The organism is Bacillus sp. BS1807G30, assembly GCF_040047675.1.
Classification (GTDB): Bacteria; Bacillota; Bacilli; order Bacillales; family Bacillaceae; genus Bacillus; species Bacillus altitudinis.
In genome coordinates this window covers 3,673,954-3,698,427 of the sequence record NZ_CP157353.1, presented here as the reverse complement: position 1 = coordinate 3,698,427, position 24,474 = coordinate 3,673,954, and the positions used below count along the sequence as shown (strand labels likewise).

At 42.8% G+C, this 24,474-nt stretch carries 16 protein-coding genes and 4 tRNA genes; 11 read left to right on the top strand and 9 right to left on the bottom strand.

Going from position 1 to position 24,474, the window contains the following annotated elements:
• Window positions 1–9: 9 nt before the first annotated feature.
• The 7 genes from ABG082_RS18965 to ABG082_RS18935 form a co-directional block, all read right to left on the bottom strand.
• On the bottom strand, window positions 10–7,158 hold the full coding sequence (locus ABG082_RS18965; protein ID WP_348936411.1) for an amino acid adenylation domain-containing protein: 7,149 nt from the start codon (window positions 7,156–7,158) through the stop codon (window positions 10–12).
• A 15-nt stretch (window positions 7,159–7,173) separates the two neighbouring features.
• A complete protein-coding gene (locus tag ABG082_RS18960; RefSeq protein ID WP_348936410.1) occupies window positions 7,174–8,079 on the bottom strand; it encodes an isochorismatase family protein in 906 nt (301 codons plus the stop codon).
• An 18-nt stretch (window positions 8,080–8,097) separates the two neighbouring features.
• Window positions 8,098–9,717 (bottom strand): (2,3-dihydroxybenzoyl)adenylate synthase, encoded by a 1,620-nt coding sequence (locus ABG082_RS18955; protein ID WP_348936409.1) that lies wholly within the window; start codon window positions 9,715–9,717, stop codon window positions 8,098–8,100.
• Window positions 9,718–9,742: 25 nt separating this feature from the next.
• The gene (dhbC, locus tag ABG082_RS18950; RefSeq protein WP_348936408.1) at window positions 9,743–10,924 is read right to left on the bottom strand and encodes an isochorismate synthase DhbC; all 1,182 of its coding nucleotides are present in this window, start codon (window positions 10,922–10,924) and stop codon (window positions 9,743–9,745) included.
• Window positions 10,925–10,950: 26 nt separating this feature from the next.
• Window positions 10,951–11,736, bottom strand: coding sequence for a 2,3-dihydro-2,3-dihydroxybenzoate dehydrogenase (locus ABG082_RS18945; RefSeq protein WP_348936407.1), 786 nt, complete (start codon window positions 11,734–11,736; stop codon window positions 10,951–10,953).
• A 7-nt stretch (window positions 11,737–11,743) separates the two neighbouring features.
• Complete coding sequence (locus ABG082_RS18940) at window positions 11,744–12,625, bottom strand: alpha/beta hydrolase-fold protein (protein ID WP_348936406.1); 882 nt, start codon at window positions 12,623–12,625, stop codon at window positions 11,744–11,746.
• A 744-nt stretch (window positions 12,626–13,369) separates the two neighbouring features.
• Window positions 13,370–14,227 (bottom strand): hypothetical protein, encoded by an 858-nt coding sequence (locus tag ABG082_RS18935; RefSeq protein ID WP_317328389.1) that lies wholly within the window; start codon window positions 14,225–14,227, stop codon window positions 13,370–13,372.
• A 109-nt stretch (window positions 14,228–14,336) separates the two neighbouring features.
• Here ABG082_RS18935 and ABG082_RS18930 point away from each other — a divergent pair, with 109 nt between their 5' ends.
• The 3 genes from ABG082_RS18930 (at window position 14,337) to ABG082_RS18920 (ending at window position 17,486) form a co-directional block, all read left to right on the top strand.
• Window positions 14,337–15,293, top strand: a complete 957-nt coding sequence (locus ABG082_RS18930; RefSeq protein ID WP_348936405.1) for a DUF4885 family protein — start codon at window positions 14,337–14,339, stop codon at window positions 15,291–15,293.
• Window positions 15,294–15,575: 282 nt separating this feature from the next.
• Window positions 15,576–16,940, top strand: coding sequence for a replicative DNA helicase (gene dnaB / locus ABG082_RS18925; RefSeq protein WP_003214779.1), 1,365 nt, complete (start codon window positions 15,576–15,578; stop codon window positions 16,938–16,940).
• 132 nt (window positions 16,941–17,072) lie between these two features.
• Complete coding sequence (locus ABG082_RS18920; protein ID WP_017359894.1) at window positions 17,073–17,486, top strand: VOC family protein; 414 nt, start codon at window positions 17,073–17,075, stop codon at window positions 17,484–17,486.
• Window positions 17,487–17,718: 232 nt separating this feature from the next.
• Here the strand turns inward: ABG082_RS18920 and ABG082_RS18915 are convergent, their stop codons facing one another.
• Window positions 17,719–18,924: a cytochrome P450 gene (locus ABG082_RS18915; RefSeq protein ID WP_348936404.1), complete on the bottom strand. Its 1,206-nt coding sequence runs from the start codon at window positions 18,922–18,924 to the stop codon at window positions 17,719–17,721.
• A gap of 116 nt (window positions 18,925–19,040) precedes the next feature.
• Here ABG082_RS18915 and ABG082_RS18910 point away from each other — a divergent pair, with 116 nt between their 5' ends.
• The 4 genes from ABG082_RS18910 (at window position 19,041) to ABG082_RS18895 (ending at window position 22,647) form a co-directional block, all read left to right on the top strand.
• The gene (locus ABG082_RS18910; protein ID WP_282833467.1) at window positions 19,041–19,643 is read left to right on the top strand and encodes a TetR/AcrR family transcriptional regulator; all 603 of its coding nucleotides are present in this window, start codon (window positions 19,041–19,043) and stop codon (window positions 19,641–19,643) included.
• Window positions 19,644–19,859: 216 nt separating this feature from the next.
• Window positions 19,860–21,155, top strand: coding sequence for an adenylosuccinate synthase (locus ABG082_RS18905; protein WP_007497400.1), 1,296 nt, complete (start codon window positions 19,860–19,862; stop codon window positions 21,153–21,155).
• Between the two features lie 133 nt (window positions 21,156–21,288).
• Complete coding sequence (locus tag ABG082_RS18900) at window positions 21,289–22,422, top strand: DUF418 domain-containing protein (RefSeq protein WP_348936403.1); 1,134 nt, start codon at window positions 21,289–21,291, stop codon at window positions 22,420–22,422.
• 15 nt (window positions 22,423–22,437) lie between these two features.
• Window positions 22,438–22,647, top strand: coding sequence for a hypothetical protein (locus ABG082_RS18895; RefSeq protein WP_035390108.1), 210 nt, complete (start codon window positions 22,438–22,440; stop codon window positions 22,645–22,647).
• A gap of 230 nt (window positions 22,648–22,877) precedes the next feature.
• Here the strand turns inward: ABG082_RS18895 and ABG082_RS18890 are convergent, their stop codons facing one another.
• Entirely contained in the window at window positions 22,878–23,402 is a 525-nt protein-coding gene (locus ABG082_RS18890) for a redoxin domain-containing protein (RefSeq protein WP_226650533.1), read from the bottom strand.
• 332 nt (window positions 23,403–23,734) lie between these two features.
• Between ABG082_RS18890 and ABG082_RS18885 the strand changes: the two genes are divergently transcribed.
• The 4 genes from ABG082_RS18885 to ABG082_RS18870 all read left to right on the top strand — a co-directional run bounded on the left by ABG082_RS18885 (window position 23,735) and on the right by ABG082_RS18870 (window position 24,145).
• Window positions 23,735–23,810, top strand: a tRNA-Lys gene (locus ABG082_RS18885).
• Window positions 23,811–23,816: 6 nt separating this feature from the next.
• Window positions 23,817–23,888, top strand: a tRNA-Glu gene (locus tag ABG082_RS18880).
• Between the two features lie 81 nt (window positions 23,889–23,969).
• A tRNA-Asp gene (locus tag ABG082_RS18875) sits at window positions 23,970–24,046 on the top strand.
• 26 nt (window positions 24,047–24,072) lie between these two features.
• Window positions 24,073–24,145: transfer RNA gene (locus ABG082_RS18870), tRNA-Phe, on the top strand.
• Window positions 24,146–24,474 lie beyond the last annotated feature (329 nt).

The following is a 24,474-nucleotide window of genomic DNA, read 5'->3' as shown; positions in this document are numbered from 1 at the left end:
CCTTTATTCTTAGTGCTTTTGTTTGACCCGGTGCAGAGCGTTGTCTAAGATGACACCAATTTCTGCTAGGGGTTTAGGCTGGCACATGTCTTTGTGCCGGCAATGAATGTCGTGCTGTTCAATGGTTCCATTGATATAAGGTGCCCATGCTTCGGGATCAATCGGTGTAAACCAGTCTGGGATAATAGTAGATCTAAAGAATAATATGTCCCCTTGATAAGTTTTTGGCTGATATTCCCCGAGCAATCGCACTGAGTTGACATAGGTTTCTTTTAGATTTCTAATGGCATCCTCACTTAAGCTTGCTAGTGCACTGCCGTCTTTCTTCAAGATGTCGACAGCACTTTTCATCGTGAGCGGTTCACCTGTTAAGGTATCTGGATCATAACCGCCGAGTGCAAGAAGAGCGATTAGTGCTTCTTCTTCATCAGGTGCTTCTTTAATCGGTAAGAAATGGTTCGGATAGGCATCCAGCATCGCAACGAGAGCGATTTCTTCACCTTGCTGCTGGAGTTGAGTAGCCATTGCTTGTACAACGTTTCCGCCAAGTGACCAGCCAAGTAGATGATAAGGGCCTTTTGGCTGAATCGTTTGGATGTGCTTAATATAATCGGCAGCCATATCATCGAGTGTATGCGGATAGTCATCTTTTCTTGCGATTCCTCGTGCCTGTAATCCATAAATAGGGATGTCTTTCTCTAATGTATTCAAGAGGCCTGCATAGCACCAGCTAAGACCACCTGCTGGGTGAACACAGAAGAGAGGGTGTCTTTCTCCATTTGTTCGTAGCGGCAGTAAGATTTCTAGTGCGTTTTCATCGCTTCCTGTTTCTAGTTTCTCTGCCAAGCTGGCAACGTTCGGTGCTTCAAACAACGTTCCGATGCTCAGTTTCACACCAAGTGCATCACGAATGCGGCTGATTAAACGAACCGCAAGTAAGGAATGCCCGCCAATGTCAAAAAAGCGATCGTCAATGCTGATTTTTGGCAAATCAAGCACCTCTTCAAAGAGGTGGCATAGAACTTCCTCTTTTGGGTTTCTTGGTCCGCGGCCATCCGTTTGCTGTATATGCAATTGAGGTGCCGGTAGTGATTTTTGATCAAGCTTCCCGTTTGCTGTAAGTGGCATCGTATCAATCTGTACATAAGCCGCAGGCACCATGTAATCAGGAAGACTGGCCGCCGCAAAATGGCGAAGAGTCTCTGTATCGAAATGGTCTTCTTCAGTTGTTACGATGTATGCGACTAAGCGTTTGTCACCAGGCTGATCCTCTCGCAAAATGACGGCAACTTGTGCAACTGCGTCGTGGCGTGATAGAACGGCTTCGATTTCTCCAAGTTCAATCCTAAACCCGCGTATTTTAATTTGATGATCAGCTCTACCAATGTAATCAAGTGCCCCTTCTTCTGTCCAGCGAGCGAGGTCGCCTGTACGATACATCCTTGTGCCAGGTGCTCCATAAGGATCAGCAGGGAATCGATCTGATGTCAGGTCAGGCCTGCCTAGATAACCTCTAGCCAAACCAGCTCCAGCTACATACATTTCACCTGTTGTCCCGGGTGGAACAGGTTGTAGGTATTCATCTAGTACGTACACGTGTAAATCAGGAATGGGTTCGCCTATTAAACTGCTGGATTTCTTTGCGATCATGTCTCGATTGAGTACATTGTACGTAACGTGTACGGTGGTTTCTGTAATGCCGTACATGTTAATTAGCTTTGGCTTGCAGTCTGAGTGACGGCTGTACCAATCTTCTAATCTGCTAAGCTCTAATGCTTCACCGCCAAAGATGACATAGCGGAGTGATAATGCTTGACCAAGTGTTTGTTGTTCCTTGTCTATCTGCATGAGCTGATAGAAGGCGGATGGTGTTTGATTAAGCACAGTCACACCTTCATCGACTAGAAGCTGCATCATCTCTTCTGGAGAACGAGAGATGGTATGAGGAACAATGACAAGTCGCCCGCCATATAAAAGGGGTCCCCATATTTCCCAAACTGAAAAGTCAAAGGCATATGAATGGAACATTGTCCAAACATCCTCTTCATCGAAATGGAACCAATGTTCAGTAGATGTCAGAAGACGGATGACATTTTGGTGTGGAATGACCACTCCTTTTGGTTTCCCTGTAGAGCCGGACGTATAAATAATATAGGCCGGATGCAGAGAAGATAGCGGCTCAATTCTGTCTATATCAGCCGGGTTGTGATTTGGCGTAGTCAGCAATTGATCAATTGTTTCTTTTTCGTCTAACAAAATCAAATCGCAATCAGCAGGGAGATGCAATGCAGCTGCTTTTGTTGTGATGCTGCAAACTGGTTTTGCATCTTGTATCATGTATGCCAGCCTGTCTGCTGGATAATCAGGATCAAGCGGAACATAGGCTGCGCCTGCTTTATGAACGGCTAATAAACTGACGAGCATATCAATTGATCTAGGCAGAGCAAGTGCAACGAACTGTTCTGGTCCAACGTCTTTTTCTATTAATAAATGAGCCAGACGATTGGCTTTGTTGTTTAACTCTTGATAAGTAAGCTGCCTCTTGCCATCCGTTACAGCCACTCGATCAGGGAATTGCTGCACCGTTTTTTCCAATAAGGCTGGGAGATTAGGTGCTTGGTCTGACTGAGCGAATGTCTGTTTGTCAGGGAGAAATGTTTGTCGTTCTTGATCTGATAAAATGTTCACTTGACCAATCGGCACATGTGGGCGCTCAGCTATCTCTGTTAAAAAGCGCTTCATTCTGTCAGCGATTGCTCGAACGGTACTTTGTTTAAATACATCTGTGCTGAATTCAAACAATCCTGTTAATCCTGCTGCTGATCCAGTTTCAGTTCTTTGTTCTGTCAATTCGATGGTCAGATCAAATTTAGCTGATCCCACTGGTTTCACGTAGAGATCCGAATCAAGTTGTGTCAGCTTCATTTCCGCCTTCGGTGTATTTTGGAAGGCAAGCATGACTTGGAATAATGGATTCCGTGATCTGGAGCGGGTTGGATTTAGGATTTCCACTAGCCGTTCAAATGGCAGATCCTGATGCTCATAGGCTGCTAAGTCAACGTTTCGCACTCGCTTCAATAGCTCACTAAAGGCTGGATTACCAGCTGTATTTGTACGTAATACTAGTGTGTTTACAAACAATCCGACAATATCGTCAAGTGCATCGTCATTCCGTCCAGCAATTGGACTGCCGATTGGGATATCTGTCCCCGCCCCAAGGCGTGTCAGTAATGCTGCAAGTGATGCTTGAAGCACCATGAACAAACTCACTTGATGCTGTTTCGCAAGCTCAAGAAGGTTTTGATGTAAAGCCGGTTCGATCGTAAAGTCAATCGTCGCACCGTTGAAGCTTCCTTCCTGTGGACGTGGGAAGTCATAGGGAAGCTCAAGTTCTTCTGGCAGATCATGTAAGGCACCTTTCCAATAGCTGAGCTGCTTGGCAAATAGACTATCCGTCTCTTCTTCACTACCCAACAGCTTCTGCTGCCAAATAGCATAGTCAGCATATTGAACAGGTTCCGCTGGCAAGGAGAGGGATTTCCCTTGTATACGGGCTTCATAAGCAGCCGCTAAGTCTCGTGTCAACGGTGCAAGCGACCAGCCGTCACCAGCGATATGATGCAGCAATAGAAGCAGGACAGACCGATTGGCATCAAGCATGAATAATTCAGCTCGCAGTGCAGGTTCTTCTTCAACCTGAAAGCTATAGCGAATGGCTTCATTTAATTGATTCTCAATTTGTTGATCACTCGAAGCTGTGACGTGGAGTTCAGGCTGAACACTTTTTGGGTGTAAAATAACCTGTCTTGGCATGCCATTCTTATTTGGAAAAATGGTTCTAAGGGTTTCATGTTTTTCAGTGATATCTGCCAAAGCACCAGTTAGAGCTTGTTGATCTAGTGTACCTGTCAGCTGAATGACAAGTGGAATATTGTAAGTTGGACTTGGCCCTTCAAGGCAATGAAGGAACCAGAGCCGTTTTTGGGCAAAGGATAACGGTATCTCATCTGGCTTGTTTTCTACCTGAAGCGGCGGCCGAATGTCCTTCGCTTTGTCCAACTGCTGCGCAAGTTCAGCAACCCGAGGTGATTCAAAAATGGTACTCATGCTTAGGTCCGCACCAAATGTATCGCGTATACGTCTAAGCAGACGAGCGGCAAGTAAAGAATGTCCACCTAAGTCAAAGAAACTATCATCTATGCCAATTTGAGATAGGCCAAGTGTTTCTGCAAATAAACTACATAACATGTCTTCTTGGGGTGTTCTAGGTGTACGCTCGGAACTAACTAAAGACATATTTGGCACCGGCAATGCTTTGCGATCGATTTTGCCGTTTGGTGTAAGTGGCAGTTCCGGCAAAAAGACAACAGCAGAAGGCACCATGTAGTCTGGAAGTAATTCAGCCACAAATTGCCTGAGCTCTGAAGGGTGAAGAGCTGAGTCGTCTGTCAGCACAACATACGCACAAAGCAACTGTTGCCCAGGTTGATCTTCACGAACGATCACAGATGTATGCTTTATAGCTTGATGCTGCATAATCACGGTTTCAATTTCACCCAGTTCAATACGGAAGCCGCGAATTTTAATTTGATGATCGGCACGGCTTATATAATCAATCGAACCATTTTCACGCCATCTGGCTAAATCTCCAGTACGATACATTCTCGTACCTTTTGTGCCGAACGGATCAGCGACAAATCGTTCTGCCGTTAAGTCGTATCGTCCAAGATATCCTCTTGATACTCCTTCACCTGCAATATAAAGTTCACCGATTGATCCTGCTGGGACTGGGTTTAGTCCTTCATCTAAAATGTAAATGCTCGTATTCCAAATGGGTTTACCAATTGCCGGCCCGCTATTCTCCCGGTGTGCTGTGACATTTTGCATCGTAGACCAGATCGTCGTTTCTGTAGGTCCGTACAAATTGGTAATGTCGCATTGAAGAGATTGCAATGTGTGCAAAAGGGAGGCAGGGAGTGCTTCTCCTCCAACAAGAACACGCATACCTGTGATCACGTCAGGGTATTCATCTGCCAACGCATGCCACAACGTTGGTGTTGCCTGCATGATTGTGACTTGATGAGAACGAATCATGTCTGAAAGCTTTGCTGGTTCTTGTATCGTTTCTTTTTTTGCCAATAAAATAGCAGCTCCATGTAAAAGTGGGAGGAACATTTCTAGCCCGGAAATATCAAAGGCAATGGTCGTTACCGCTAAAAGCTGGTCTCCTTGATCTAATAAAAATGCATCTTGCATGGACAATATAAAGTTAATTACATTTCGCTTTGTTACAACAACACCCTTTGGTTTGCCTGTCGATCCTGACGTGTAGAGGATATAGGCGGGGTGATGTGGAGAGCCCTCGCTCCAGGTAGGATTGAGATGCGGACTGCCTGCTATCTCCTGATGAACAGTTGCATCATCCAGTTGAACGATGTGCGGATAGTCCAAACCATCTGCTGTCTCCTTGATTGTGAGCAAGCACGCCGGTTTAGCATCTTCTAGCATATAGGCGACACGATCGTTAGGATAATCAGGGTCTAGTGGCAGATATGCGGCTCCCGTTTTGACGACGGCTAATAGACTTACGACCATATCGATGGATCGAGGCAGAGCGATTGCGACGAATTGTTCTGGTCCAATGCCACGATTTTTCAAATAATGAGCTAATTGATTTGCTCGCTGATTCAACTCTTCATAGGTCAAAATGATTCCTTCAAACTGTAATGCTATTGATTGCGGCGTTTTGCTCACTTGTTTTTCAAATAGTTCCCGTAATGATTCTTTTGGTAATTCTCGTTTTGTATCATTCCAGTGCTTGAGAATGTTCTCTTTTTCTTCAGACAAAAGAAGGTTGAATTGACTAATTGTCTGATCTTGCTCTAGTCCAGTTATTTCTTCCAGTAATTGAAGAAAACGATGCTGATGAGTGTCAACTGCTTGTTCTTTGTAAACGGCAGGGTTTGCATCAAAGTCGATTTGAAATCCGTTTCCATCCGCACGGTCGTATATGTTGATCGATAAATCATCTACCGGTCCTGCTGAAAGATTGTGTGCTCGACCAATGCTCTGATCGAACTTGAGATCATAATCAAATGGCATGATATTGATCTGTGGACCGAATAATCGTTGATTTCTTCCGATGAGCTTAAAGTCTCTCCGCATGTCTTCATGACGATATCTTTGATGAGGACGAATGGCTTTCAATTCATCAGATACTTGACGAACAAGTGCTGAGAGCGTCATTTCTGGTTTGCATGTTAAACGAAGCGGTACCAGGTTCATGACCATTCCAGGTGTTTGCAAGGCGCACGATCCAAGGCGCATCATCACAGGTAATCCTAAAACAATATCATGTGCACCCGTCATACGATGCATATAGAGTGCGGATGCGGCAAGAATCATTTCATGCCACGTACCACCGAAGGCTTGGGCGTTTTTTTTCATTTTGCTTACCTTTTCGGCATCGTATCTAGCCGTTTTCCGGATAAAATGATCCGACGTTCTTGGGGCAAGCTCAGCAAGGCTGACAATTTCCGGTTGATCAGCAAAACGATTTTTCCAAAATGCTCGATCATCTTCAAATCGATTGGACTGTTGATAAGCGATCTCTTCTTGGACTACATCATGTAAAGCTCCAAATGTTTGAGGAGGCACAGGTGTCCCTTGCGATAGGGCTGAATAGACCTCAGCAACACGACGTGCAATGAGCGAAAAGGCGAATCCATCAATGGCAATATGATGAATGCGCTGATACCAAATAAATCGGTCGTCAGCAAGTTGAAAAAGCACTTCACGGAATAATACATCTTTCTCTAAAGAGACTGGTGTGGAAAGGTCGGCTTTCATCCATGCTTTAGCCGCATCAAACGGCTGTTTTTCATTTTGTAAATTGACATATTGAAATGGGATCTCTTTCTTAGATGTCATCCATTGCTTTGGACCGTCAGTATCCTCAACGAATTGCATATACAAGGAATCTGCTTCTAAGACAGTCTTTCGAATGGCTGCTTCAAAGTGTATGGGATCAATAGAACCTTTAATCTCTATATACTCAGCTGTATTGAAAATAGGGTTAGATGGATCAAGCTGCTGCGCATACCAAATGCCTGATTGGGCACCGGTTAGTTGGAATGAATCGACGGACTGGATCGACAAGGGCCTAAACCTCCTTTACAAGTAATCGATATTTGGGATAGATGGCTGTTTTTCTGGGAAAAGAAGAGTCCGCCAAGACATGAGCGTTGGATTTGCTGCAAGCTCAACGAAATTGATGGTCGCTCCTTGCTGTCTCCACTTTTCCGCTAGACTCATCATTCTGATAGAATCAAGTCCAAGGTAGACAAGATTCTCGTCAAGCGGTATTTCATTCGGCTCGATTTGGAGATATTCAGCTACTTGGTGAACGATAGCATCAAAGGATAGGTCATCAGCTGCTTCCTGTCCTGTTAAACGACGAATGATTTGATTGGTCGTAGTGGTGACCGCACAGCGTTCAGCTGCATAGGTCATTGCCATTTTGTGATGCTTAAGTGAAAAGTCAGCGACGGCATCGGCGACAAAAAAGGTTTCAATATCGAGCATGAATGCTTCTGCGGCTGTCAGCATACAGCCAATATGTGCATATACGCCAGTAATGATCAGTTGATCACGCCCGCCTTCTTGAAGAATATCCAAAAAGTTGGATTTTTTGAATGCGCTATAACGCCATTTTGTCAGCATTGTATCTGCCTCAGATGGAGCAAGCTGATCAATGATTTTTGTCAATGCTTCATCATCACCAAGTCCAGGTCCCCAAAAATCTGTTAATAAGGCACGATCCTTCGGGTCTTGATCGCCAGGTTGAGCTGTATAGACGACTGGAATGCCAAGTTCCTTGCATGTATCACGTAATTGTTCAATATGCTGCACTAACTCTGTAATCGGTGAAGTATCTTGTTGAAAAGCATTTAAAAAATATTGCTGCATGTCATGTATCAGCAGGACAGCACGTTTCGGATCAGGGATCCAATTCACTTTATTTTCAGGTAAATCTTGTATGCTTGGCATTGGATACGCAGGAATAGTAGGGATTGCCATGGTTTTCACTCCTCTTTTTTATACGTTGGCAGTATGGATTGCAGCTAATTCTCTTAATGCTTTTTTACTGATTTTGCCTACACCTGTTTGTGGGAACGCATCAATCCATTCAATGCGGTCAGGAATTTTATAGGAAGCGAGCCCGCGTTCTCTTAGAAATAACTTTAAGACATGCGGTGCTGGTTTGTTGTTTCCTTTCGCAATAACAAAGGCACATGAGCGTTCGCCAAGAAATGGATCTGGCATGGACACCATGGCGGCATCATGAATGTCAGGATGCGCAAGTAAATGGTTCTCAACTTCTTCAGCAGCAACCTTTTCGCCACCACGATTGATTTGATCCTTGTCTCTGCCTTCTACAACAACATTTCCTTCTTTGGTTAATCGCACGATGTCACCTGTTCTGTAGAAGCCATCTGGTGTAAATGCTTTTTTGTTTTGTTCATCGGCTTTATAGTAGCCGCGAATCGTATAAGGTCCTCTTGTTAAAAGGTGTCCAGCCACTTCATTTGGGACGGGCTTGTCCTCATCGTCTACCACTAGTACCTCATCATATTCAGACATCGGGCGTCCTTGTGTATGAATAATGACATGTTCAGGGTCATCCAATCTGGTATAGTTGACCAGACCTTCTGCCATGCCAAAAACTTGCTGTAACTTACACCCAAGGGCAGGCATTACTCGTTTTGCTGCCTCAGCACTTAATTTAGCACCACCGACTTGTAAGACCTCAAGACTCGATAAGTCATCTGATCGATGAGGAGCGGCTTCGAGCCAAATCAATGCAATTGGTGGAACGACAGCGGTAATAGTCGCCCGTTCTTTTTCAATGAGTGGAAAGACGACATCAGGGCTTGATCCAGGTGCAAGAACGACTCTTCCGCCTGCGTATAACGTCCCAAGGACGCCAGGCGAGCTTAATGGATAGTTGTGCGCAACCGGAAGTGTAGCTAGATACACACTATGTTGTGTGAGCTCGCACACCTCATTGCTTTTCCAAAGACTATAAATATAGTCATCATGTGTACGAGGTATGAGCTTTGAAAGGCCTGTGCTTCCTCCAGATAACTGAAGAAACGCAATGTCGCTTGCCTCTACATGTATTTGTGGATCAAGCGCTGGGTCCTTGCGCAAATCATCCAAGTCTAGGAATTCCTCAGCTTCTCCTGCAACAATGACATGAGGTAATGAGGGAAGCTTTTCTTTCACTTGACGTGCGAGTGATCGATAATCAAAGCCGCCATCGACTTCTGGTATGACATATGCGTCTGCTTCGGCAAACTCAATAAAATAAGTGATTTCACTGCTTCTATGAGATGGCAGTGAGAAGACGGGTAAAGCACCGATTCGAAATAAAGCGAAAACGACTTCAAAAAAAGCAGGAATGTTAGGAAGCTGCACGACAACTCGACTTCCCTTTTGGATTCCAAGCTGATGAAAACCGGCGGCAAGACTGCTGACGCGCTCATCAAGTTCTTGATAGCTCATGTGTGTATCGGCGTATGTAATCGCTGTTTTATTCCCTAACGATACGGCGCGTTCACGAAGCATCCCGCTAAAGGTTTCTCCACGCCAACAGCCGTTTTCACGGTAGCGTTTTGCAAATTCTTCTGGCCATGTAGGTGGTTGAACAAACATGTCTTTTGTCATCTCCTATGTATTTTTATAGCTGATGGATGCCCATCGCATGAAGCATCGTGTTGAATTTTGCAGATGTTTCGGCTAGCTCTTCTTCTGCCTTTGATCCTTTGACCACTCCTGCACCAGCAAAGAGGCGAAGGGAGTGACCTTCAGCTTCTGCACAGCGAATGGTGACAATCCAATCTCCATCACCATTTGCATCTGCCCAACCGACCATTCCTGTGAAAAATCCTCGATCGAAGGGTTCAATCGCTTGAATGGCTTCACGTGCATCTGCTGTAGGTGTTCCGCATACTGCGGGTGTTGGATGGAGGCTAAGCGCTATATCAATGGAGGACACATTGGAATCTGTTAATTCACCTTTGACCAGAGTAGATAAATGCCACATCGTTTCTGTCTGTATGACGGATGGTGATGCAGGTACATCTAACGTATGACAGTAAGGAGCAAGCGCTTTAGTGACAGCATCGACAACCACTGCATGCTCGTGTAAATCCTTTGCAGAAGTAAGAAGTTCATCGTGACGACGCTGGTCTTCTACGGGGTCTGAACTGCGTGGCCGAGAACCAGCGAGTGGATTGGAAATCACAGATGAACCAGTTTTTGAAAGAAGCAGCTCAGGGCTTGCCCCAAGAAGTGTGCGCTTTTGGGAAGATTTCGGATCAGCTACGTTTGCAGCAAACGTATAACCAGTTGTATTATGACGAGCCAGCCGTTCGAGTATTGCTTTCGTAGGAATATCTTGATTTGATTTGAGATGGAGAGATCGAGAAATGACGATTTTGCTAAGCTCTCCTTTTTCAATTTTAGCTAACCCTTCGTTCACACCATTCATGTAGACTTCAGGAGAAGGGACAGGTGTCACCTCATAGGATTGTGATGTCACTTCTGAATCCTCATCACCTTGATGAAATTTGAGTGGATCGCTAAACTGTACATGGACTGGCACATTTAAACGAATGGGTTGCGCCGGATCAAACGGAACAGCACCAGCAACAATCGGTGCTTGCATACCAGCTTGTTTGGCAGTCTCAAAAACATGGGCTACCTTTGTGGATAGTTCATCGAGTTGATTGGTTTTAATATGCTGGAATATTCCCTCTGCAAGTAACGCTCGTTTAGGAGAAGCAAGGAAAAATGCGCCTGGCTGATAGTCTTGGATCAACTGTACTTTTTCTTCTGTCGACAATAATGAATGTTTCATGAAAAGGCCTCCTTTTTAATAAAATGCTAGATTCCGAGTGTTGCGCCACCATCAATTGTGAGATTCTGCATCGTAATATGGCTGGATTGCTCAGATGCAAAGAAGATGACTGCATCACCAATCTGTTGAGGGTCAGCGATTTTTTGTAAAGGAATACCGGTTTTATACGTCTCTAATGAACCTTTAATCACCTGATCTGCTCCTTGCTCATCAGTCCATAAAGCCCATTGCATAGGTGTTGCGGTAGAGCCGGGAGAGACGACGTTGCATCTGATGCCATAGGTAGCCAGCTCTAATCCAAGCGTTTTTGTAAAAGAAGTAGCTGCTGCTTTTGAAGCGGCATAGGCAGCCATATTCATTCTAGGAATGGCACCTGCGTTAGAACTGACAGTCACAATGACCCCTTCTGATCTTTTCATCATGTATTTGGAGACAGCTTGGGATATGTAAAAGAGACCATGTGTATTGACTGCGAAGGTTTGGTGCCAGTCATCTGTACTAATCTGATCAATCGAACTGATCCGAAGAATACCTGCTACATTGACCAGTAAATAAATAGGGCCAAGCTGCTTTTCAATTTGATCGACAATGTGCTGAACAGATGCTTGATCGGTAATGTCACCTAGATAGGCAAAGGCACGTATGCCTTTATCATTCAACTTCTGCACGGTGCTTTGCAGCTGATCTTCATTTGTGTCAACTGCTGCAATGATCGCACCTTCATCGGCTAGTCTCTTTGCGACTGCTTGTCCGATACCTTGTCCTGCGCCTGTAATAAGGGCAATTTTATGAGACAGACCACTATGTTTCATGTGTTCACTACCTTTCTTTCAAGTCTGTAGTTGTTAAAGGGTCTTGATGATAAAATGCAAAACGAAAAGCGTCATTCATCAGCACCGGCAAAACAGACGTATGTCCTTCTTCAGGAAATTCGTGATAGGTCGTATGCAAGCCATACGAGGATAAAGGCAGCATACGATTGGCTAGAGACTTTGCATGAGCATTCATTTGACATGGATGATATTTTTCTAACTCACCTACACCTACAAGTAGCCTTACATCCATAGGCACTTGACGGATGCGGTTGGTAAATTGGTGTTCTTTTTCTAGAAATAATTCTTTGTTCCAGTGGATAGATGGACTGCCCGCAATATATGTCTGATAAGCGTCAGGGTGCTCAAATAGTGTGTGTAATACAAAAAGCCCGCCAAGAGAATGGCCAAATAGTGTTTGACGACTCTGATTAATTGGAAAGCGCTGTTCAATGTATGGCTTAACCGTCTTTTCTAAAAAAGAAAAGAAAGCAGAGGCGCCGCCATATGTATGGATGGAGAAGTCCTTTCTTTTACCCCCAATGGAAACGTCAGGGCCGGTAAGAGTGAGATCATAATGCCTAAGCGGATGATAGGGCGCTTCTGTCTGATAGCCAATTCCAACAATAATAGCAGGTACGACACCTGTTTTTTCAGGTCTTCTTGACTGTAAACGGATGGCTTCGACCATTGTGCCAAAAAGTGAATTCCCATCAAGCACATACATGACTGGAAAACCAGTTTCGGGAGGAGTGGTATTCGGTTTAAATATAAAAAGTCTGTATGGGTGTGTTGTGATATCTAGTTGCTCCGTCCCATGTATAAAAAAAGGACGGCTTTCTCCAAAAAGTGAATCATCAGTACCCATTCCTTCAGTGCGTTTGGCCATATGTGAAAAATCCCCTTTCTCAAATTGACCTCATATGATGATAAAGGCAGGCTTGCGGATATTGGATGAGTGTAGTAATAAAATTTAAATGAAAATGATTCTCAATTATCACGCAAGCAAATCAAATGATAATGTTTATCAATTAGGAAGTCAAATGTTCATAAAGTTGTATAATCCATAATTTGATCTAAATATTCAGAAAATAAAGGACTAACTAACTACCAAATGATTGGAAATAGAGAATGCCGGATTGTGTCATTAAAACAGAGTAGAAATGCCAAAAAACCTTGACAGTCTCAAAATATTTACCATTTTCTTCTGTTTGAATCAGGATTAAATATAGGTTTTTCTTCTTGAAATAATTTTGAGTAAAATAAGTCTATAGACCTTCTTGTATTTTTAGAAAAAAAGAGGTGGATTTTGGGGGAAGTTAGTGTTTTTAATTCACAACTTATTCAATATGATGCTTAAATTCATAGACAATTTTCTATGGAAGACAAGATTGCAGGGAATGTAGGTAGAATGAAACCCCCATTAGGAAAACTGAGGCTAAATCTGCTTGAAAATCAGCCCAAACTGAAAAATACGTTTACAGTGGAGGAATATCATGAAGTGAAGCAATCATGACAAGCACTGTAGAGTGACGAAATAACATATATCATCAAAAATGAGGCAATAAAAAAAGTAAGGGATGTGCCCTTACTCTTTGATCAATTGGTGTACATATCTGTTAACATCATTCACTTAAAATCCATCTGTGACATCATATTCGTAACGGATATCGGCTTTGACATTGCTCATAGTAGATCTCGCGGTAGCTTTTGCGTTGTACTTAAAGCTCCATTTTTGAGCGACTCTTAATTGATCATCCAGAGATATACGATAAGAACCACTTGTTGCAGAGGAGAAAAGTGATTGATACCAAATGTTACTATCACTAGCCATTAGTTTGTGTGTGACATTCCCTTGGTTGGGTGTTTGAGTGCTAGTTGTCGTAATCGATTTGACAATTGCACTTTTAGGAATAGAAGAATTGTTCGTTAAATCCATTGTAATGACAGAAGAATCAACCCCTAAAAAATTTAAAGAAGAATTCCCCAAGTTTGTAGCCGTCCCCGTAAAATTGAATGTCCCATTTCCAGATTTGATACGATCTTGAATGGAAACAGAAAAATACATGTCTCCGGTATATGTACCACGGGTTACTTTCACAAAATAAGTTTCTGAAGTTGAAGTCACGTCACCAGTATTTGCAAAAATAAAGGGTGTGACTGAATCAGGATTAATTACTTCTGTTTTCGCATCAGAATATTTTGAGTTATAAACCTCGATTTTCATCCCAGTATATTGCTTATTATACGAACTTCTGACATAAACTCTTTCACCTTTATTGATCGTAAATTGATAATACGCTTCATTTTCACCTTCAGGTAAGATTGTCGTGTCTGAACGACTATTTTTCCAATATCCCATTGAACTTGCAGTGTTAGGACTGTTATTCCCCGTAATTACTGCTTCCGCTGACTTAGGTGCAAAAAAACTAGTAACAAGCGCCAATAATAATGCTGGTAATAATAAACGTTTAAAGATAGTATTTGTCATATATTAACCCTCCTTGTAATAATTACTATATCGACATTAAACTAACAAATTTTAACTGAATTGCCGATATATTTAATAATCACTATTTTCTTAAAAAAGGAGAATCAAAATGAATATTAATACGTCATATACAGCTAGTTCTTCGAACAATCTGAACCAAATAGATTCTAAAGGTCAATCAGCTATTAAAAGTACAAATGAAGTGATGACCGAATCTGATAGACGGATGAAAATATTAGATGAAAAATACGAAAAAATAAATGAACAAAACAAACGATTCAAAGATCCTCATGGTCATATATTTGATAAGTATCGAAATCCATACTCTCCTTATTTCAGAAGTGACCTAACCAAACCAGAAAGAGATGCTGCTTACTCTATGGAAATTGGTTGGGCTAACCATGGGAGAGGAGGGTATTATAATTTTAATGATGCCGCCTTCCGTAATGAAAATCGGTACGACCCTACCCAAGAAAGTGTAGAAAAGAAACTATTGAATCGTCAAAAGGTGAACGAACAACTGCAAGCTTTGTTTTCTACCAATGGTTTGAACATTCCTAAAAATGCTAATTTAACTTTTACCATTGACCCCAATCATTTTAAATTAGTGGTGAGTGGATCAACAGACGAAACCCTGGTCAAACAAATAGAGGACATATTGAATACGAGCAACAATACAAGAGAACTATTTTTTCATATTATGAAAAGTAGAAATGATGATTCGACTCAATTCACGCCGGATTCACTTGCAAAGTTCCACCTTGTCAATCAAATCAAAACGGTGACAGGCTACGACTTAAAAGATTTAAGCATTGTAAACGGTCAATTTGTAACGGATACCGGAGCGAATATTTTCGATATCTACAAAGAAGAACTTCTGAAAAATCCATACACAGCAGAAAATGCCCGCATTGCTGCATCACATTATGGTGCACAGCTCTTTGACTTAGCCAAAAACGGATATGATTCTATTCCCGATTTGGTGTTATCTATTGGGTATGAAAACGGGTCTTTATATGACATTGGACAAAAGGTGAATTACGGAGTTAAGAAAAAGATAGATTAAAAAACGCACCTGATATTTGCAAGGTTTGATCATGTGCGTGTACATGCCATGTTGGAGTATCGATCACATGTGTGAACAACAGCTACAAATTCTATTAGCGATACAAAGGACTCTATAACAATTTATGTTACAGAGTCTTTTCTATTTGAAGTGTGTTGTTTCGCTGTTCAACAAAACATCGACATGGTAATTTTGACTATAGTTGATGTTTTTCACTTTTTTATTGATGAAAATGTTAAAATGATGAGTAGCGTATTTTTTTATGAAAGGACGGTGCTTGGCATGACGGAACTTCTCGATGACCGGCTGCCGCCGCAAAATATAGAAGCCGAGCAGGCCGTATTAGGTGCTGTTTTTTTAGAACCATCTGCGCTAACGCTCGCTTCTGAAGTATTAATTCCAGAGGATTTCTATAGAATGTCGCATCAAAAGATTTACAATGCGATGCTTGTACTTGGTGATAGAGGGGAACCGGTTGACCTTGTCACGGTGACATCAGAACTTGCCAATACAGACTTACTAGAAGAGGTAGGCGGGATTTCGTATTTAACCGATATTGCGAACTCTGTCCCAACTGCCGCAAACATTGAATATTATGCAAAAATCGTGGAAGAAAAATCCATTTTAAGACGTCTGATCCGTACAGCGACAACCATTGCACAAGATGGATATACGCGTGAGGATGAAGTAGAAGATCTATTGAGTGATGCTGAAAAAACCATTATGGAAGTGGCTCAGCGTAAAAACTCAGGAGCTTTCCAAAACATTAAAGACGTTCTTGTTCAGACATATGATAATATTGAACAGCTTCATAATCGAAAAGGTGATATCACTGGGATTCCAACGGGTTTCTCAGAGCTTGACCGGATGACAGCTGGCTTCCAGCGAAATGACTTGATTATTGTAGCCGCTCGTCCGTCCGTAGGGAAAACAGCCTTCGCGTTAAATATTGCCCAAAACGTCGCGACCAAGACGGATGAAAGTGTCGCCATCTTTAGTTTAGAGATGGGTGCTGAGCAGCTGGTCATGCGTATGCTTTGTGCCGAGGGAAATATCAATGCACAAAACCTAAGAACCGGTAATCTCACAGAAGAGGACTGGGGTAAGCTGACAATGGCGATGGGTTCGCTATCAAACAGTGGGATTTTCATTGATGATACACCTGGCATTAGAGTCAGTGAAATTCGCTCGAAATGCCGCCGTTTGAAGCAAGAAAATGGGCTTGGTATGATCCTGATTGACTACTTACAGCTCATCCAAGGGAGTGGACGATCAAGCGATAACCGTCAGCAAGAGGTATCTGAAATTTCTAGGGCTTTAAAGTCACTAGCAAGAGAACTTGAAGTGCCGGTCATTGCCTTATCACAGCTTTCTCGTGGGGTAGAGCAGCGTCAGGACAAACGTCCGATGATGTCTGATATTCGTGAATCAGGAAGTATTGAGCAGGATGCCGATATTGTGGCGTTCCTTTATCGTGATGATTACTATGACAAAGAATCAGAGAATAAGAACATTATTGAAATTATTATTGCAAAACAGCGTAACGGTCCAGTTGGAACGGTGTCACTGGCTTTCGTGAAAGAATATAACAAATTCGTCAACTTAGAAAGAAGATTTGATGATGCGGGTGTTCCGCCCGGTGCTTAAAGCCCAGCTCAAGAAGCTGGGCTTTTTTTTGATCCATCTACATCGAAAGAATGACTGAAAAACAGTCGAAATGAGGAGGAGTGGGAGAAAAAGAGAGCGTATACTAAAGGGAGAGAAAAGGAGTGATGACTGATGAAGTTTCAACAATTCGAAGCCGCTCAATTACGCATCGCACGTCCGACCGTCAACATGAAAGAGGTTGTTTCTTTTTATGAAGAAGGTTTAGGGCTTAAACGAATAGGCTCATTTGATCAGCATGAAGGGTATGATGGTGTCATGCTTGGGCTTCCTCACCAGCATGTTCATCTGGAAATCACCAAACATGAAGAAGACGAAAGCTTGCCTGTTCCCCACCCAGAGCAGCTGCTTGTATTCTATATTCCGGATGAAGAGGAATTTCAGCAGATGAAAAAGAGACTGATCGCATTTGGTGGACGGCATGTCACCTCTACGAACCCGTACTGGGATCGAGGAGGCGTGACGATTGAAGATCCAGATGGATATCGAGTGGTGCTCATGAATACAGAAGGAATTACACCTGATTAAGAAAGACTCCCATCTAGTGGGAGTCCCAGCGTGTAGACAAACCCTCGCATTCGGTGTCAGTCCTGCGTGCTGGTGCTCACGAATGAAAAATTCGCTCCGCGCCAGTACTCGTCCTTCCTCGGGCTGCAAAGGTTTTCTATCACGCTGAAAAGAAGATAAAGGGCTAAAATCAACACCATTTTAGCCCTTTGTCAACAACCTGAGACTCCCATCTTGTGAGAGTCTCAGATTGTTAGGAACGAGGCGTGACACGGAGCTTCAGTGCTTTTAGTCCATACATACCGCTGCTTGTCATTGGGACGTAGGAGAGAAGCTCTAGTGATTCATATCGTGACTGTATGGCTTTGATGGCAGTGTATGCTTCCAGGCGAGCAAGTGGTGCGCCTAGGCAGAAATGAATGCCGTGGCCAAAGCCAATATGAGGATTAGGGTGCCGGTGTATATCGTACTCATGTGCGTTTGGAAATTGACGCTCATCCCGGTTCGCAGAAGCAAGAAAGACAATCACACTGTCTCCCTTTTTCAAGACTTTTCCTCCAAGTTCGGTGTCTTCTGTGACATACCGGACGATGGTAGGCGCAGGGGCACGAAAACGGACAGCCTCCTCCACAGCTCGAGGAATGAGGTCAGGTGATTGAGCGAGCGCTTCATACGACCCCGGATTTTCTAACAAACTAAAGATCATATTGGAGATCAGGTTGGTGGTCGTTTCGTTGCCTGCTAACAGGAGAAGATTGCAGAAAGGAATTAATTCGTCTGCGGACAGCTTGTCTCCATCTTCCTCCGCTTGAATTAAAAGAGAAATCAAATCATCACTAAGGTTCTGCCGCTTCTCTTCAATGATGTCAGCAAAAAACGCCATCATGTCCGCTTCGCTTTGATCCCGTGTTTTCTGCCATTCAACGACATCTTTTTCATGTTCACTTTTAGGCATGCTGACGAGAATATCGGACCATTTTTTAAAGGATTGTTTATGTTCTGTTGGCACACCTAAAAGCTCTGCAATGACTATGACAGGAAGCGGATAGGAGATGTCTTGAACAAGATCAATCTCTTCCTTACCTTCTATTTGTGCAATGAGATCATCCATTAACTCTTGAATGCGTGGTTCCCACAATTTCATCACCCGGGGTGTAAAGGCTTTGCTCACAATGGAACGGATTCGTGTATGTTTTGGCGGGTCCATCATGACCATTGTTTTCATCAGTGAATGTTTCCGGTGGTCTTGAGGAGGTTGACTAGAAAAGGTATCTTTATCGATGGTGACTCGCTTTGCTTCTTCATAGGTGAAGACGCTCCATGTTTGGCTGTGTTCATCAAAATGAACAGGGGATTCTTGACGCATTTTGGCGTACCAATCAAATGGGTGATACGGGTCCTGCTTATTTTTCCCTCTTAATAACGCTTTCTGAACGGCACTAGGTGTTGTTGTTTCCATGATCATCACTCCTTATGGGTTGTCAGATGATTCCTTTTTTTCACTGTGTTAGATTTAAAGGTAATTCATCAGTAGAAAGGATTCAACCAACAGAAAGGTGAAATCTGTTGAAGAAAATGGGAAGGGGAGAGCGGCTTGTGGCGGACTGCTACAGAGGGGATAAGCGCGCAACTGAATCAAAGCAACAATTAAGAAAAGCGTTATTTCAGTTATTAAAGGAGAAGGAATGGGGGAAGATTTCTGTACAAGATTTGACGAACAAGGCAGGAATCCATCGCACCACCTTTTATCAGCATTATGAGGATAAGTTTGACCTAGCTCAGCAGGTCATGGATGAGATGTTTGATGTCATGAAAACCGCTATTTTTGCTCCTGTACATGAAAGTGAGTGGAAGAGCGATCATGCAGCATATGTGTATATTTACCGCTTTTATCAGCATTTGCAGGAACATGAAGAGGAGTATCAGATTCTCTTGAAAAGGGGAAGAGAGCTTAATATTCATCAGACGGCCAGTGCTTTTTTTGAAGAAAGCTTTACTTTGGGGCTAGAAGAAGTCACAGGTTCAACACCTGATCCACAACACGTTCCTCTCGAGATGCAGAAGCAATTTGTCATTTCTGCTTATGTTGGAACAGCTGAGTGGTGGCTGAGAAAAGGCAGACCATACTCACCCGACTTTATGGCAAGTTCGATGATTCAATTGATTGAAAATCACTGAAAAAACGGAAATGAGAAAAACAGTAATTTTGATCGAAATCTTCTTGTTTAAGCGTAGAATGAGCAATTAAAGCGCTTTTCCTCACATGTAAAACGAACAAAATTTGATTTCGAGATATTAATGTTCGGATTTCACGTTGACTTTTTCATTGTGCATTGATAAAATAAATGTGTTTGAAAGAGATAACGTTTTGAAAGGTTAACGGAGGTGCACGATATGTCTTCAGTAGTCGTAGTAGGTACGCAGTGGGGTGACGAAGGGAAAGGGAAAATTACCGATTTCCTTTCAGAAAATGCAGAGGTGATTGCCCGTTATCAAGGGGGAAACAATGCAGGTCACACAATCAAATTTGATGGAGTGACTTACAAGCTACACCTCATTCCGTCCGGTATTTTTTACAAAGAGAAAACTTGTGTCATCGGTAATGGAATGGTGGTTGATCCTAAAGCGTTGGTCACTGAGCTTGCGTATCTTCACGAACGGAATGTGAGTACAGATAACCTCAGAATCAGCAATAGAGCCCATGTCATTCTGCCTTATCACTTAAAATTGGACGAGGTAGAAGAAGAGCGGAAAGGGGCTAACAAGATCGGTACGACGAAAAAAGGAATCGGACCAGCTTATATGGACAAAGCTGCCCGCGTCGGAATCCGTATCGCAGATTTATTAGATCGTGAAGTATTTGAAGAGAAGCTTGCACGTAATCTAGAAGAGAAAAATCGTCTTTTAGAGAAAATGTACGACACAGAAGGCTTCAAAATTGAAGATATTTTAGATGAGTATTATGAATATGGTCAGCAAGTGAAAAAATATGTCGTGGACACATCTGTTGTATTGAACGATGCTCTAGATGAAGGCCGCCGTGTTCTTTTTGAAGGGGCACAAGGCGTTATGCTTGATATCGATCAAGGGACATATCCGTTCGTGACGTCATCTAACCCAGTGGCTGGAGGCGTGACGATTGGTTCTGGTGTAGGTCCTACGAAAATTCAACATGTGGTCGGCGTATCAAAAGCTTACACAACTCGTGTAGGTGATGGCCCATTCCCGACAGAACTCCATGATGAAATTGGCGATCAAATCCGTGAAGTTGGCCGTGAATACGGTACGACAACTGGCCGCCCGCGCCGTGTTGGTTGGTTTGACAGTGTTGTTGTCCGTCATGCACGCCGTGTGAGTGGAATTACAGATTTATCTCTTAACTCCATTGATGTACTGACAGGGATTGAGAAATTGAAAATCTGTGTTGCTTATAAATTGAACGGAGAAATCACTGAAGAATTCCCAGCAAGTCTAAATGAATTAGCGAAATGTGAACCTGTCTACGAAGAAATGCCAGGTTGGACAGAGGATATTACAGGCGTGAAGAATTTAAGTGAACTGCCTGCAAATGCCCGTCATTACTTAGAGCGCATTTCACAATTAACAGGTATTCCACTTTCTATTTTCTCAGTCGGACCAGACCGTTCCCAAACGAACGTTGTCCGCAGCGTGTACCGTCCATCATTATAGACTGATCAGACACCAGTAAAATCACACATTTTACTGGTGTCTTTTTTTGTTTAAATATTCCTTAATTTCTACGGAACGCTCTTCCTGTCATTACCAAAATGTGATAACTGTATAAAAGGGAAGGAGCGTTCTAGTGAAAGAAAGAATACGATTATTAGATATTTTACGAGGTTTTGCGATATTAGGCACATTGGGTACAAACGTCTGGTTTTTTGCGTACGCAGGGGATACCTTTGCGACAGATCAGATTGCGGATGAATATGAAAATGGCAGTTTTCTTGAAAGTCTTGTCTCTATGTTCGTTTATGGCAAAATGCTATCGCTGCTTACGATCATGTTTGGTGTAGGGCTAGAGCTGAAATACCAGCAGGCGAAAAGAAAAAATATGACTTGGCCGGGTACATATTTATGGATTCTTTTATTCTTATTGATTGAAGGCTTAGTCCATTTTGCGCTAGTGATGGAATATGATGTGCTCATGAGTTACGCCGTTACGGGTTTACTTGTGGCGTTTATTGTCCGTGGAGGAAGTCGGCGCATCAAAAAAGGCATGATTGTCTCGGGTGTCATTCATTTGTTGGTGACGGCTTTTCTCGTTGTATTTTCTTTCTCTGAATTGGAAAATGAATCCTATGACGAGAGCAGTGAACCAGCGTACGAAGAACAACTGCCGGAGACATGGATATCTCAAGTTCAAGACCGATTACAGCACTTTTTGATGTACCGAGAAGAAGCGATCTTTATTATCCCAATGAATACCTTTTTGTTTTTATTAGGTGTGCGGATGATGAGAGCCGGTGTATTTTATGCAAATGAGCGTGGGCAAACTCTGCGGAAAACATTATTCAGAATGGGTTTGTGGATTGGACTGCCGCTGAATGCGCTCGTCTTCGTACCAAATGAAATAGTAGAATTTGTGGTGCGTTATGTGTTTTCACCATTCCTCTCTATATTCTATATTGCTGTTGTGGCGAAGCTTTTAGAACGGACGGAATCATGGTTCATGTGGACTTGGTTTGAATATGTAGGAAAAATGGCGCTTAGCTGCTATATCCTGCAAAATGTCATCTGCTCGCTTCTTTTTTATAGCTGGGGATTGGGTCTTGGCGGGCAAATCAACGCCCCCCTTATCGTCTTGTCATGGCTGTTCATTTCACTTCTGCAAATTGCCATTTCAGCCCTTTGCTTAAACGTCTGGCGGATTGGACCAATGGAGTATATCCGATCACAGGCACTTCGCCGGGTGACAATGAAGAAAGCATCTTAAAGGGGAATAGATTCAATGTTTTTCAAAAAAACGACGAAAAGAGAACAAGCCAATGCACAAAAAGCAGCAGGATCGGCGTTTGTCTTTTATCTTCTAGCATTAGGAGGACACGCGTTGTATGCGTTTTTCCAAGATGACAGACCACCCGTCACTTTTGTGATTTTAATGACAGGTCTCCTTGTGTTTTTCACCGCAGATTGGCTATACAATAAAAAACATTCATAAAAAAAGAAGCCCTCTGACGAGAGCTTCTCAGCGTGTAGACAAACCCTCGCATTCGTTGTCAGTCCTGCGTGCCGGTGCTCACGAATGTCAAATTCGCTCCGCGCCGGTACTCGTCTTTCCTAGACTTCAAAGGTTTTCAACTACGCTGAAAAGAAGACAAAGGGATAAAATAAAGTTCATTTTATCCCTTTGTCATCAATTGAAGAAGCCCTCTGACGAGAGCTTCTTTTTTATTTTAGGCTTTTATATTGGCCTTTTAAATTTTTACGAATGTATTGAATGATTTTGCGCAGTTCGTTGGCATGCGGTCTACCAAATGGACTTGTTTGTCTTTGCTGATAGAGGACTTGACCTTTTTCATTTAATAAGAAATAGGCAGGTTCTCCGTGCACCCCATGATCTTCGTATGGGGCATCTTCCCCGTGATAGAAGACTTCATAGGCTTTCAATGATGTGAGGTCTTGGTCAGACATGATGGGGAAAGAAAGTCCCTCTTTGTCTGCAAATTCTTTCAAGTCTTCAGGGTTATCCGTTGAAATCGTCATTAAGTGAATATCCTTGTCTTGAAAATAGGATTGCTGTTTTTCCAGCTCTTTTAATTCCTCGACACATACTGGGCACCATGATCCTCTAAAGAAAACGATAAGGTGCCAGCTTTGATGCTCCTCTAAATGTTTGTAAAAATCAATGTGATCGCCCTGCACTGTTGGCAGTGAAAAATCGGGCATTTTATCTCCTAATTTAAATGAACTCATCCTATGCTTCCTCCTTTTTCAATCATCATGCTGTTTGTTTCTTGTATAACCAATATTGGTCGGAATCAAACGTTTCTGTGTGCTGGATTGGGCAGTAGCCATTGATTGAATGAAGGCGCTTTCGGATTTAGGCGATATAACAGAAGATATCAAATCCGACACTTTTTTAAAAAAAATGTCGAAAAACGTATTGCCATATGTAATTACTCTATGATATTATAAATCTCGTTGTTGCAAAGGTCTCTGAAACTTGTTAAGATGCGATTTTCCAGCTTTTAAAGCGATTGGTTTGACGCAATACAGCTTCTTCAGATTCACTTTTCACAAACCGAGAGCCATTAGCTCAGTTGGTAGAGCATCTGACTTTTAATCAGAGGGTCGAAGGTTCGAGTCCTTCATGGCTCACCATGTTTTGGCCCGTTGGTCAAGCGGTTAAGACACCGCCCTTTCACGGCGGTAACACGGGTTCGAATCCCGTACGGGTCATTGATTTACTTTAGCGTTAAGCTAATTTTTCCTCACTTGCTTGAAGGAGCACCACGATTGCTTTTTCGGGCAAGTTACTGAGGTCCGGTAGTTCAGTTGGTTAGAATGCCTGCCTGTCACGCAGGAGGTCGCGGGTTCGAGTCCCGTCCGGACCGCCATTTATACATATTCATCTTTTGATGATGGCTCGGTAGCTCAGTTGGTAGAGCAACGGACTGAAAATCCGTGTGTCGGCGGTTCGATTCCGTCCCGAGCCACTTCCAAACGCATCTGCAATCGCAGGTGCGTTTTTATTATGAAAAGAAGGCATAAAAAGGGAGAAGCCGGACCTAGGTAGGGCCCGGCTCCATAAGAAGAAGACGTTACATGTATATAGACGTTTGGTGATTGGAAAAGTTTCAATAAAAAAGGTAAAGTCATCAAATTTTTTGGGTGAAGTTCTTCTATCCAACGTTTACTAGCAAAGAAAGCCGTTATTATTTTTATCTTTGCCTCGTAAAACGTTATAATAGACAGTGAGCCTTTTTTTCGTAAATGAAGAAGGCGTAATGAGACATGCAAAATGGAATGACATAGATGCTAAAAA